Here is a 12,589-nt window from a genome sequence, read left to right as displayed (position 1 = left end):
TGTGAGCCGCTTTCTTTTGCCTACTTTTCTTTGCGGCGGCAAAGAAAAGTAGGTGCCGCCCCGCACAGGGGCAACGCTTGAAGCACGACGGCAAAGCGCGGATGCCAGCGAAAACACAAACGCCAAAACGCGGATGCCCGCGAAAAGGCAAAAAAACCACATCAAGGCTTGCGCAGCAAAAACCTCACCTTAACCCAGCCGCGACCCGCCCCATCTGCTCAATCCCACTCTCAAACAACCGAGCAAAGAAGGGCATCATATTGGGCAACATCAACTGAATGAGCAGCAACCCAGTAATAACGGTGACAGGCAACCCAACCTGAAACACCCCAATCTGCGGCGCAGCCCGATTAAGAATCCCGAGCGCAAGATTAGTGATAAGCAGCGCAGTGACAATCGGCAGAGACAGCAGCAGCGCTGCACTGATCACAGTGCTCCCCCACCCGGCGATTACTCGCCATCCATTAGCCCCAAGCACATTCGCCGACACAGGCAGTGCCTGAAACGTCTGAATCAACGCAGAGATAACCTGCAAATGCCCATCAAACGCGAGAAAAGTCAAAATCGCGAGCATATTCATGTAGCGCGACATGACATCCGTCGCCCCCGCAGCATGCGGATCGAAGAACGTCGCGAACCCGAGCCCCATGCTCATGCCCATAATGTCGCCGGCGGCCTGAATCGCACCAAACACGAGCTGCATCGTAAAACCAAGCGCCGCACCGATCAAAAACTGGTTGACGATGATCCACACGCCCTGCGCGGAAAACACAGTAACCTGCGGCAACGCACCGATAGTCGGCGCAACGATCAGCGTAATGAAACCCGCGAGAGCGACCTTCACGCGAGTCGGCAACGACTTGTCGCCGAACGCGGGCGCCGTCGCCATCAGCGCAAGAATCCGCACGAACGGCCACAGGAACGCGGTCAGCCAGACGTTCAGCTGTTCGTAGGTGACGGAGAACATCGCGCGTCGAAAGAAGGAAAGAGAAGGGCGCTCAGTTGGCGAGCGTCGGAATGCTGGTGAACATGTGGCGCATGTAATCGAGCATCTTCGCGAGCATCCACGGACCGATCAGCACCAGCGTCACGGCGATCGCGAACAGCTTCGGAATGAACGACAGCGTCGCTTCGTTGATCTGCGTCGCTGCCTGAAACAGGCTCACGATGAGACCGACAACGAGCCCCACGAAAAGCGGCGGCGCAGCCAGCAGCAACGCAATGTACATCGCTTCGTGCGCGAGCGTGGTGACGGTTTCCGGCGTCATGGCGTGATTCTCCCTGCGGAATTCAGACGAAGCTCTGTGCAAGCGAGCCGATGATCAACTGCCAGCCATCGACCAGCACGAACAGCATCAGCTTGAACGGCAGCGAAATGGTCGCGGGCGAAATCATCATCATGCCCATCGACATCAGCACGCTCGCCACCACCATGTCGATAATCACGAACGGAATGAACACGGTGAAGCCAATCTGAAAACCCGTCTTCAGCTCGCTCGTCACGAACGACGGCACCAGCAGCGACAGCGGCACGTCTTCCGGACCCTGCATCGGCGCGGCGTGCGAGATGCGCGCGAACAGCGCGAGATCGCTCTCGCGGGTCTGCTTCAGCATGAACGACTTGAACGGCGCGACGCCGCGCTTCACTGCTTCGTCCATCTGGATCGTGCCTTCGGAGAAGGGCTTGTAGCCATCGGTGTAGGCCTTGTCGAGCACCGGCGTCATCACGAACAGCGTGAGAAACAGCGCAAGACCGACCATCACCTGGTTGGGCGGCGTGGTCGGCGTGCCGATCGCCTGACGCAGCAGCGACAGCACGATGATGATGCGCGTGAAGCTCGTCATCATCAACACCATCGCGGGCAGGAACGACAGCATCGTGAGCAGCAGCATCGTCTGCACGCTCAGCGAGTACGTCGTGCCGCCGTTCGGGCCGGGGCTCGTGTTGAAGGCGGGCAGACCGTTGGCCTGAGCGTGCGACAGCGTCGGCAGCGCGAACAGCAGCGCGGGCACGGCGAGCGGCGCAATCAGCGCAGCGCCCTTCAGGATGCGCTTTTTCATCGAAGCGGAAGCCTGCGAGGAAGGCTGGGTAAGGACGTGGGAAGTCACAGCGCAGCTGCGCCGCGCGTCAGATCGGTCGTGCTGCATTACTGTTCTCCGCTCGCGCGTCGCTGGAAACGTTTGGCCGCTTCGTTTTTGAGCGCGTCGCGAAAGCGTTGTCCGAAGGTGCCGCTCAACTGGACCGGGCCGCCGGGATTGGATGCGCCGGGCACTGAAAAAGGCGTGCCGGTGGGAAGGGATGCGCCCGACGCCGAGCCGGCAGGCATCGTATGCAACAGGCGCACATTGCCGGGCGCAGCGCCGAGCACGAGCCATGTATCGCCGATCTCGACGACGGCCACGCGTTCCTTGCCGCCGAGCGACGTGCCGCCGATCGTCTTCACGATCCCGCCGCGCTGGCCCGGTTGCAGGCCGAAGCGGCGCGCGAGCCATGCGAAGCCGAACACGAGGCCGATCACGACAGCGAGACCTACGATCGTCTGCAACACGGCGCCGACACCAAGCGACGGCACCGCCGTTCCCGCACCGACGCTCGAGGCGATCTGCGCGGCGTTGTTGACGGCATTCATGTCGGCGGCGTGGGCGAGATTGCAAGCGCTGGCGCAGAGCATGAGCCCAGCCACGACAACCGTCGACATGAAACGGGCGCGGCGCGGCAGCGGCATGCCGCTCCCGTGGGACGCGGCCCGGGTTACTGCGTGTTTCATCGGTTCAGCTTCCGGATACGCTCGGACGGCGTGATGATGTCGGTCAGGCGAATACCGAACTTGTCGTTCACGACCACCACTTCGCCTTGCGCGATCAGGCAGCCGTTGACGAGCACGTCCATCGGCTCGCCCGCGAGACCATCCAGCTCGACGACGGAACCCTGCGCGAGTTGCAGCAGGTTGCGGATCGCGATCTTCGTGCGGCCCAGCTCGACCGTCATCTGAACGGGAATGTCCAGAATCATGTCGATGTCGTTGCGCGTCGTGGACGGCTCGACCTTCGACAGCGGCTGGAACACGCCAGCCGTGGTTGCGCTGACCGACGTGTTGTCGTTCTGCTCGGCGAGCGCGCTCGCCCAATCGTCGAGGGCCGCTTCTTCGGCGCCCGCGCCGGGCAACGGATCATTCACCTTCGACTCTTCCGGCATGTCCATATCGGGTGTCGAGTTCAACTCAGTCATATCCCGCTTCCTTCATCTGTTCCGCTGCGCTGATCATCTTCTGCACGCGCAACGCGTATTGACCATTGAAAATTCCGTAGCCGCATTCCATCACCGGCACGCCGTCGACCTTCGCCGTGATGTGCTCGGGAATGTTGATGGGCAGCACGTCGCCCGCCTTCATGTTGAGAATGTCCTGGAACGTCACGGGAACCTGCGCGAGATCCGCCGTCAGCTCCACTTCGGCTGCCTGCACCTGCTGCGACAGCACGCGCACCCAGCGGCGGTCCACTTCGAGTGCTTCGCCCTGGATCGGCGAGGACAGCACGTCGCGGATAGGCTCAATCATCGAGTACGGCATGCAGATATGCAGCGTGCCGCCCGTCGGCCCGAATTCGATCGAGAACTGCGTGACGATCACGATTTCGTTCGGGGTCGCGACGTTGGCGAACTGCGTGTGCATTTCCGAGCGCACGTATTCGAACTGCATCGGCCGCACGCTCTTCCATGCCGTCGTGTAGTGCTCGAACACGAGGCCGAGCAGCTTGCTGATGATGCGCTGCTCGGTCTGCGTGAAGTCGCGGCCTTCGACGCGCGTATGGAAACGCCCGTCGCCGCCGAACAGGTTGTCGACCACGAAGAACACGAGGTTCGGATCGAACACGAACAGCGACGTGCCGCGCAGAGGCTTCACGTGGACGAGGTTCAGGTTCGTCGGGATCGGCAGGTTGCGCGTGAACTCGCTGTACTTCTGCACCTTCACCGGGCCGACGGAAATTTCCGCCGTGCGCCGCATGAAGTTGAATATGCCGACGCGCAACAGACGCGCGAACCGGTCGTTGATGATTTCGAGGCCGGGCATCCGGCCGCGAACGATGCGTTCCTGCGTCGCAATGTTGTAGGGGCGGACGCCGGACCGATCGCCCTGATCGGATTGCGAGTCAGACTCGCCGGTGACGCCCTTCAGGAGGGCATCGACCTCCTCCTGGGACATGAACTCTTCGTGGCCCATTCCTATTCCTCGTACGTCCCTTCAATGGCGCGGTGGAAGATCAAATCAGTCGGCACAAGGCGCCGTTACTGGACGACGAATTCGGTGAACAGCACGTCGGAGACGTGCACGGGTTGACCGTTGGGCTCGGTCGGCTCTTCGATCAGCTTTTCGAGTTCCGTGGCGAGTGCTTTCTTGCCGTCGAGCGTCGCGAGTTCCTCGGGATGCTTGTTCGACAGCGCGAGCAGCACGCGGCTGCGGACTTCGGGCATGTGTTCGGTCAAATGTTCCTGCACCTTCTGGTCGGTCAGCTTCAGCGTCAGACCGATACGCAGATAGTGCTGCTGGCCGTCGTCGGACTGCAGGTTCACCGTCATCGATTCGAGCGGAAAGAAGATGGGTGCAGGCGCGGGCGCCGGCGCTGCTGCCGTCGCGGCGGCGGGCGCGCGCTTCGACATGAAGAACCAGGTGGCGCCGCCGGCTGCGCCTGCCGCGACCAGTACGATCAGCAGGATCACCAAAATGCGCTTGACGAGGCCCGGAGAGGAGGGCTTCGCGTTGGCTTGCTGGTTTGCGGTCGTGGTTGCCATGGAATTGATTGCCTCAATGCTGTAGGTTGAATTTTCAGGTGTCCGACGCTGCTGCGATGGGTCGAAAAGAAGGGATATTCAGGGTTAGCTCGTGTGTTTGCCTGCCCGGGGGTGGTTTTGTTTTTTTGCTGCGCAGGCGTCCTGCGGTTTTTTCGCTGCGCGGGCATCCGCGTGATGTTGTCGTTTTTCATGCGTTGCCCCTGTGCGGGGCGGCACCTACTTTTCTTTGCTGCTGCAAAGAAAAGTAGGCAAAAGAAAGCAGCTCACACCGAGCCGCTTGACCGTTGCTCCGGAGCTTCCAGCGCCCCATTTGCGGCAAACTGTGTGTAGGCTGTCGTGCCACACACGCGAGCACTCCGGACCTGGTCCGAAGTGCTCGCGCTCAAGGCGAGAAAACCTACACACAGTTTGCCGCAGCTTGGGCCGTTCCCGTTCCCTGGCGATGGTCAAGCGGCTCGGTGTGAGCCGCTTTCTTTGGTTACTTTCTTTGCGGCGGCAAAGAAAGTGACTGCCGCCCCGCACAGGGGCAACGCATGAACAACGACAACATCACGCGGATGCCAGCGCAACAGCAAACTGCAAACCGCATAACGTCACGCGAACGTGTCCACCAACCCAACCGTGCGTCGCACAGGCATGCTCACCGTCGTAGCGCCGCTATCCGCGACGTCGATGCCCGCATCGCCACGGCCGTTGCCGCGGCCGCCGCGAGCGCCGCCGCTCTGCTCCTGGCCCTGCTGGCTGCTCTGGCGGGCAAAGCCGTCGCTGACGCTGGCGCTGCCCAAGCCGATGCCGCCTTGCTCCATTGCTTCGCGCAGTTTCGGCAGCGCGGCTTCGACCGCCTCCCGCACCTGCTGATGCTGCGAAACAAAAAGGGCATGTGCATGGTTATCGGCAACCTGGAGGACGACCTGTAGCGGGCCGAGGTCGCGCGGATTGAGCGTGAGTTCCGCGGTCTGCTGATGCGCGTTGGTGAGGAACACGACCTTCTGGCTGAACGCGTCTTCCCAATCGTGCGCGCCGACTTGCGGCGCGATCGCGTTCGCCATCGCGGCCGTTGCCGGGTTGGAACCCTGCGTCACCGTCGTCGTTGCGCTCGCAGCCGCTGCCGCCGATGCGGCCTGGGTCGCGGCGAGCGCGGCGCTCGTGTCGGTATTCGCGGCGGGCACGGCGCTCGCCTGCGAGACGCTCGCGCTGGCAGCGGCAAGCGTCTCGGCAGGGCTCGGCTGCGCGGCGGCTGCAGCGGCCGGTGTCGTAGCGGCCGTGGCGTTCGTACCGTTCGCCATCGCGTCGCCCTTCATGTTGCGCAAGTCGCCGAGCGTCAGGCCCTTGGCGGCGCCTGCACCAGCGCCGCCGAGCGTCGCGTCGCCCGTGGCCGACGTACCCGAGCCGGCGGATGCGCTCACGCCCGTCGCAGGTGTTGCGCCCTGGCCGTTCGCCATCGCGGCGAAGGCGGCCTGCAATGCGTCTTGAGTCGCTTTCGGATCGAGCGATGCGATCTTCTTCGACGGTGTCTGGATCACGGGCGTCGTCGTGTTGCCGGCGACGGGGGGCGAAGCGGGTGCCGACGGCTGTGCGTCGGCCGTTGCCGCATTCGCTGCATCGGCCGCACCGCTCGCCTGTGCCTGAGCTTGTACAGCGGCGGCTGCGGCCGCTGCGGCTGCTGCCGTCTCTGCGGCTGCGGCGCCCTTGGTCGGCGCACCGTCGTCCGGCTTCGAGGCCGTGTCGGTCTTGTCCTTGCCGGTCGCGCCATTCGTGCCGTCTGCACCGTTCGACGCGCCGCTTTGCTGCGTGTTGTCGCTCTGGCTCGTGGACTTGGTGCTGTCGGTGTCGTTCGAGCTGTCGGCGGCGCTACTGTCCTTCGAGCTGTTATCGGCGGGCGGCACGTCGTGCACGCTGGAGCCATTCGATGCGGACGGCGCCGGCGTCGGCGTGGGTGCCGGCGCGGGAGCAGGCGACGGCGCGGCAACCTGGTTCTGCGCGGCGATGCTTTGCTGCAGCGTCGTCGAGAACGGCAGCGTGCTGGCGTGCACGCCGTTCGACGCGCTGCTGCCCGATGTGCCGCTCGTCGAGCCGAGCAGCGAGTTGATCAGTGAAAGAGGCGACATGCTGGATCTCGTGTGGTCGTGTCAGTCCCGTTGCGCGCCGCAGCGCTTCGCGGCGTGAGGCGTCTTCATGCGCCTTCTGCGCGCATCCGGAGAATTCGTGCGCCGAACTCGTCGGCGTCCCGTTGCTCGCGGCGCGCCGCGACTTTTGCTTCGGCGGCGATGCCGCGTGCTTCCAGTACTTCGTAAGAACCGAGCTTCTGCTTGCTGTGCTGCCATTCGGGCTTGGCCGCTTCGACACGCGCCGTCGCCGTCGCCAGCAAGCCACGCTGCTGTTCGATGGCGGCATCGAGCGTGTCGATGAACGCCTGAAAGTTGCGCATGTTGCCGGCGGGCATGCCCGCCTTGGCGGTTTCCGTGAAACGGCGGTGATACTCGTCGCGGTATTCGATGAGCGCGGTCAGTTGCGCTTCGACTTCGTTGCGCTCGCGCTGCACGCGGCCCAGCTTGCGCGCGGCGGCATCGACGTCATCCTGCGCGAGGCCAATCAGCGTCTTGATCGGAAAGTGCTTGCTCATTCAGTCTCTCCTGGCTTGCTAGCCGAACAGCGAATCGAGGTGCGCGATGCTGGCGTCGAAGCCGGCGCTCTCGCGAAAACCTTGCTGCAGGAACGCTTCCATCCGCGGATACAGCGCGATGGCCTTGTCGAGCACGGTGTCGCGGCCCGACGAATACGCGCCGACGTTGATCAGATCGCGGTTGCGCTGGTAGCGCGACAGCATCTGCTTGAACTGGCGCGTGCGATCGAGATGCGCGTCGCTGATGAGCGAGGTCATCGCGCGGCTGATCGACGCTTCGATGTCGATGGCAGGGTAGTGACCCGCTTCGGCGAGCGCGCGCGACAGCACGATATGGCCGTCGAGAATCGCGCGCGCCGAGTCGGCGATCGGGTCCTGCTGGTCGTCGCCTTCCGTCAGCACTGTGTAGAACGCTGTAATCGAACCGCCACCTTCCGGGCCGTTGCCCGTACGCTCGACGAGCGCGGGCAGCTTCGCAAACACGGACGGCGGATAGCCCTTGGTCGCGGGAGGCTCGCCGATCGCCAGCGCGATCTCGCGCTGCGCCATCGCGTAACGCGTGAGCGAGTCCATCAGCAACAGAACGTGCTTGCCCTGATCGCGGAAATACTCGGCGAGCGAGGTCGTGTAGGCGGCGGCCTGCATCCGCAGCAGCGGCGACACGTCGGCGGGCGCGGCCACGACGACGGAGCGCGCGAGACCTTCCTCGCCGAGAATCTGCTCGATGAATTCCTTCACTTCGCGGCCACGTTCGCCGATCAGACCGATCACGATCACTTCGGCGCTGGTGTAGCGCGCCATCGTGCCGAGCAGCACCGATTTACCGACGCCCGAACCGGCGAACAGACCCATGCGCTGGCCGCGTCCGACGGTGAGCAGCGCGTTGATTGCGCGCACGCCGACGTCGAGCACCTTGTGAATCGGCTCGCGATGCAGCGGGTTGATGGTCGGTGCCGTGAGCGGCGCGTCGTTGCGCGAGTTGAGCGGGCCGAAGCCATCGAGCGGTTTGCCCGATGCATCGACCACGCGGCCGAGCAGTTCCCAGCCGACGGGCAGACGCTTCGCGCCCGCCATCGGATCGGCGATAGGCGCCACTTCCAGCGGGTAGACACGCGCGCCGGGCAACAGACCAGCGACTTCCGTGGTCGGCATCAGAAACAGTTTGTCGCCGTGAAAGCCGACCACTTCGGCTTCCGCCATCGTGCGCGTGCTGCCGGGCGGCAGTTCGATCATCACTTCCGAACCAACGGCCAGGCGCAGGCCGACGGCTTCGAGCACCAGACCGGCGGCGCGCGTCAGACGGCCGCAGGCGCGCAGTGGGCGCGCTATCTGGTTGCGCTCGCGCAGGCCATTCAAACGATTGCGCCACGCCTGCAGATGCGGATTGGATGCGAGTGCGGGATCAGGCGCGCGCTTTTGCGCAGCCGCCGATTCGCGGCTCGCGGGCGCGGCAGCGGGATGTGCGCCGCTGGCGTTGCCGTTTGCGTCGTCGTGCGTTTCATCGCGGGATTGGCCCGCCGAATGCGCGTCAGAAATCGCGGATTCCAACGCGGCGAGCGACTCTTCCATCTGCGCGACGGTGAGCGCTTCCGCACCGAACGACGCCAGCGCCAGCTCGCGCTCGAGCGGCGTGAGGTCGCTGTGCTGAATGTCTTCGATGGTCGGCTTTACCATGTGCTTGCCTTGCCGAGCGCAGCCGTCACGCGCTCCCAGCGCGTGCCGATGCCGGCGTCCACTTCACCCGTGGTGGAGACCGCGCGGCAGCCGCCGCGTTCGATCGCGGGGTCGGTGCGCACGTTCCAGCCGCGCGTCTGCAGTTCTTCCAGCAGATACGCTTCGACGACGGGCAGATCGGCAGGACTCACGATCAGAGCCGGCGCGCCGACCAGCGCCGGTTCCGTCGCCATCACCTCACGCGCGGCGGCAAGCAGCGCCGTCGGATCGTGCTGGACATGCTGGCGAACCACTTGTTGCGCGATGTCGAGCGCGAGCGCGACGATCGTTTCGGACAATTCGTGCTGCACGTTGTCGAGCGCGGCTTTGAACGTCTCGGCGAGCGCGGCAAGCTGCGCGGCTTCCGAGTGCGCTTCCGCCTGCCCCTGCTCGAAGCCTTGCGCGCGGCCCTGTTCGTAGCCGGCCTGATAGCCGAGCGCCTGGCCGGCCACATGGCCGGACGCGACACCCTGCGCATGCGCGGTGTCGCGCAGGCGTTGCAGTTCGGCTTCGAACGCGCCGTCGTCGTCGACCTCGGGTTCCGGCTCGGGCACCGGGTCGAACGAGGCCATCTCCCAGCGCTGGTAGGCCGAGAGGCTTTCCTTGCGCACGGGATCGTGGTCAGACATATGCATCTTCCGCCTTGCCGCCGATCACGATTGCTCCCGACTCGGCGAGATTGCGCACGACCTGGAGGATCTTGCGCTGCTGCGTTTCCACTTCCGATACGCGGACCGGACCGCGTGCGTCGAGGTCTTCCGCGAGCAGCTCGGCTGCACGCTGCGACATGTTCGACAGGAACTTCTGGCGCAGCGCGGGTTGCGCGCCCTTCAGCGAGATGATCAGCGTTTCCGACTCGACTTCCTTCAGCAGCAGCTGGATCCCGCGGTCTTCCAGGTCGAGCAGGTTGTCGAACACGAACATCTGGTCGATGATCTTCTGCGCGAGTTCCGCGTCGTACTGGCGGACGTTGTCGATGACCGACTCTTCGTGATTGCCCGGCAGGAAGTTGAGAATTTCCGCCGCCGTGCGGATGCCGCCCATCGGGCTGCGCTTCAGGTTGTCGCTGCCCGAGAGCAGGCCCGTCAGCACGTCGTCGAGTTCGCGCAGCGCGGCGGGCTGAATGCCGTCGAGCGTCGCGATGCGCAGCAGCACGTCGTTGCGCAGGCGCTCCGTGAAGCACGCGACGATTTCCGACGCCTGATCGCGGTCCAGGTGCACGAGGATCGTCGCGATGATCTGCGGATGCTCGTTCTTGATGAGTTCCGCGACGGCCGCCGAATCCATCCACTTCAGGCCTTCGATGCCGCTCGTATCGCTGCCTTGCAGGATACGGTCGATGATCGCGCCGGCCTTGTCGTCGCCGAGCGCCTTGGTCAGCACCGAGCGGATGTAGTCGCTCGAATCGAGCGAGAGGGCAGTGTGCTTGTCCGCCTCGGAGACGAACTCGTGCAGTACCTCGTCGATCTGCTCGCGGGTGATGTTCTTCAGCGACGCCATCGCGACACCGATCTTCTGGACCTCACGCGGCCCCAGAAACTTGAATACCTGAGCCGCCTCTTCCTCGCCGATCGACATCAGCAGGAGCGCGCTCTTCAATACGCCTTCAGTGCTCATCGGACACCCAGCTCTTCACGACGGTTGCAACGATCTTCGGATCCTGACGCGCGATCTGACGCGCGTATTCGAGGTTCCGCTCATATTTGGCCTTGTCGCTTTCCAGCGAGACCAGCGATCCTTCGACTTCCTCTTCGGCGGCGATGGCGGCTGCGCTCGGCAGGCCGTCGAGCACCGGCTCGTCCGGCGACATCAGCGCGGCGACAGCGGGCTCCGGCGGCGGGAACGCGCGGCGCAGCGCCGGCTTGACCATCACGAAGTAGAGGAACAGGGCGACTGCGCCGATGCCCACGTACGTCGCGATCTGCTTGTACATCGCGATCATGTCCTTGGTGCGCCACCACGGCAGGTCGGCATCCGGATCGACGACCTGCGTGAACGCGCTGGTCTCCACGTTGACCGAGTCGCCGCGTGCCTTGTCGTAGCCCATCGCGTCGCTGACCAGCAGCTTGACCTGCGCGAGCTTGTCGGCGGGAACCGGCTGCATCGTCGCGTGGCCCTTCGCATCGACGACGCGCATGTAGTTCACCACCACGGCCACCGACAGACGCTTGATGCCGCCAATCCCCTGCTCCGTGTGGCTCACGGTCTTGCTCAGCTCGTAGTTGGTGGTCGAGTCCTTGTGGTCGCTGATCGGCGTCGTCGTCACGCCGCTGGCGCCATTCGCGCTGGCGACGATGGGCGCGGACGCCGGCTGCGGCGGCTGGTTCGACAGCGCGCCCGGCACGCCCGAGGCGCCGCCCTGCGACATTTCCGTCGCGGTGCTGGTCTGCTGGCTGCGGATGGCGGCCTGCTGCGGGTCGTTGTTCGGGGCGTAGCGCTCCGAGGTCGACTCGTGCCGGGAGAAATCGATGTCCGCGCTGACCGACGAATGCGCGTTGCCGGCGCCGAACATCGGTCCAAGGATCGCGTCGATGCGCTGCTGCGTGTTGCGCTCGATCTGCTGCACATATTTGAGCTGTGTCGCGTCGAGGCCGCTGCCGCTGACGCCCGCCTGCGTGAGCAGGTTGCCGTCCTGGTCGATGATCGTCACGTTGCGCACGGGCAGGTCGGGCACGGCGGAGGCGACCATATGCGTGATCGCCACGACCTGGCCTTCGTCGAGCATGCGGCCCGGATACAGGTTGACCATCACGGATGCCGACGGCGCTTCGCGGTCGCGCACGAACACGGTCGGCTTCGGAATCGCCAGATGGACGCGTGCCGACTTGACCGTCGAGATGGATTCGATCGTGCGCTGCAGCTCGCCTTCGAGCGCGCGCTGATAGTTGATCTGCTCGGCGAACTGGCTGATGCCGAACTTCTGGTTGTCCATCAGTTCGAAGCCGACCGAGCCGCTTTTCGGCAGACCCTGCGACGCGAGGCGCAGGCGCATTTCATGCACCTGGTCGGCGGGGATCAGAATCGCGCCGCCCGCATCGGAAAACTTGTACGGCACGTTCGCCTGCTGGAGCGCGGCAACGATTGCGCCGCCGTCCTGATCGGAGACATTGCTATACAGCACCCTGTAGTCGGGTGCGCGCGACCAGAGGATCAGCCCCGCGACCACGGCGACCAGCAACGCGACGGCGAAGATCAGCGGCGCGCGCGGGTTGCCGCGCATCTGCGACAGCGACGTCGGAAGGCCCGGGAAGCGCGTGGCGAAACCACCGCCCGTGCCGCCAAGGTCGAGGCCTGCAGCGCCGCCTGCTGCTCCCGCTGTGCCCGGCTGCGCGCCGGCGAGGCCCATGCGGGCGTCGGGGTTGATCAAAGAGTTGGCTGACGAATCCATGCGTCGGGTTTCTCCGGAATGCTTTTGCGTTCTGCGGCTTACGGCGCCTTACCTTGCCTGCCGACAGAGACTTTCA

13 protein-coding genes are annotated in these 12,589 nt (G+C 64.5%); all 13 read right to left on the bottom strand.

Annotation, left to right across the window (positions count from 1 at the left end; translation table 11 throughout):
* Positions 1-184 precede the first annotated feature (184 nt).
* The 13 genes from fliR to fliF all read right to left on the bottom strand — a co-directional run bounded on the left by fliR (position 185) and on the right by fliF (position 12,513).
* On the bottom strand, positions 185-967 hold the full coding sequence (gene fliR / locus SB822_RS35370) for a flagellar biosynthetic protein FliR (RefSeq protein WP_007577081.1): 783 nt from the start codon (positions 965-967) through the stop codon (positions 185-187).
* Positions 968-998: 31 nt separating this feature from the next.
* Positions 999-1,268 (bottom strand): flagellar biosynthesis protein FliQ, encoded by a 270-nt coding sequence (gene fliQ, locus SB822_RS35365; protein WP_007577083.1) that lies wholly within the window; start codon positions 1,266-1,268, stop codon positions 999-1,001.
* Between the two features lie 22 nt (positions 1,269-1,290).
* Positions 1,291-2,061, bottom strand: a complete 771-nt coding sequence (gene fliP, locus SB822_RS35360; RefSeq protein ID WP_090838438.1) for a flagellar type III secretion system pore protein FliP — start codon at positions 2,059-2,061, stop codon at positions 1,291-1,293.
* An 86-nt stretch (positions 2,062-2,147) separates the two neighbouring features.
* Entirely contained in the window at positions 2,148-2,768 is a 621-nt protein-coding gene (gene fliO, locus SB822_RS35355; protein ID WP_090838440.1) for a flagellar biosynthetic protein FliO, read from the bottom strand.
* On the bottom strand, positions 2,765-3,229 hold the full coding sequence (gene fliN, locus SB822_RS35350) for a flagellar motor switch protein FliN (RefSeq protein ID WP_039899729.1): 465 nt from the start codon (positions 3,227-3,229) through the stop codon (positions 2,765-2,767). Before fliN ends, fliO begins: the two co-directional genes overlap by 4 nt.
* A complete protein-coding gene (gene fliM / locus SB822_RS35345) occupies positions 3,222-4,220 on the bottom strand; it encodes a flagellar motor switch protein FliM (RefSeq protein ID WP_042315511.1) in 999 nt (332 codons plus the stop codon). The genes fliN and fliM overlap by 8 nt, the downstream gene beginning before the upstream one ends.
* 65 nt (positions 4,221-4,285) lie before the next feature.
* Positions 4,286-4,789 carry a flagellar basal body-associated protein FliL gene (fliL, locus tag SB822_RS35340; RefSeq protein WP_090838442.1) on the bottom strand — a complete coding sequence of 168 codons (504 nt, stop codon included), beginning with the start codon at positions 4,787-4,789 and terminating at the stop codon, positions 4,286-4,288.
* Between the two features lie 593 nt (positions 4,790-5,382).
* The gene (locus SB822_RS35335; RefSeq protein ID WP_090838443.1) at positions 5,383-6,897 is read right to left on the bottom strand and encodes a flagellar hook-length control protein FliK; all 1,515 of its coding nucleotides are present in this window, start codon (positions 6,895-6,897) and stop codon (positions 5,383-5,385) included.
* A gap of 65 nt (positions 6,898-6,962) precedes the next feature.
* Positions 6,963-7,412, bottom strand: a complete 450-nt coding sequence (fliJ, locus tag SB822_RS35330; RefSeq protein ID WP_035991516.1) for a flagellar export protein FliJ — start codon at positions 7,410-7,412, stop codon at positions 6,963-6,965.
* 18 nt (positions 7,413-7,430) lie between these two features.
* On the bottom strand, positions 7,431-9,086 hold the full coding sequence (gene fliI, locus SB822_RS35325) for a flagellar protein export ATPase FliI (protein WP_090838445.1): 1,656 nt from the start codon (positions 9,084-9,086) through the stop codon (positions 7,431-7,433).
* Entirely contained in the window at positions 9,080-9,760 is a 681-nt protein-coding gene (gene fliH / locus SB822_RS35320) for a flagellar assembly protein FliH (RefSeq protein WP_090838447.1), read from the bottom strand. Before fliH ends, fliI begins: the two co-directional genes overlap by 7 nt.
* Positions 9,747-10,742 carry a flagellar motor switch protein FliG gene (gene fliG / locus SB822_RS35315; protein ID WP_007577105.1) on the bottom strand — a complete coding sequence of 332 codons (996 nt, stop codon included), beginning with the start codon at positions 10,740-10,742 and terminating at the stop codon, positions 9,747-9,749. The genes fliH and fliG overlap by 14 nt, the downstream gene beginning before the upstream one ends.
* Positions 10,732-12,513 (bottom strand): flagellar basal-body MS-ring/collar protein FliF, encoded by a 1,782-nt coding sequence (fliF, locus tag SB822_RS35310; RefSeq protein ID WP_007577107.1) that lies wholly within the window; start codon positions 12,511-12,513, stop codon positions 10,732-10,734. Before fliF ends, fliG begins: the two co-directional genes overlap by 11 nt.
* Positions 12,514-12,589 lie beyond the last annotated feature (76 nt).

It is taken from the genome of Paraburkholderia sp. SIMBA_054 (assembly GCF_046534875.1).
GTDB lineage: Bacteria > Pseudomonadota > Gammaproteobacteria > Burkholderiales > Burkholderiaceae > Paraburkholderia > Paraburkholderia hospita.
This window is presented reverse-complemented; position numbering and strand designations above follow the sequence as displayed.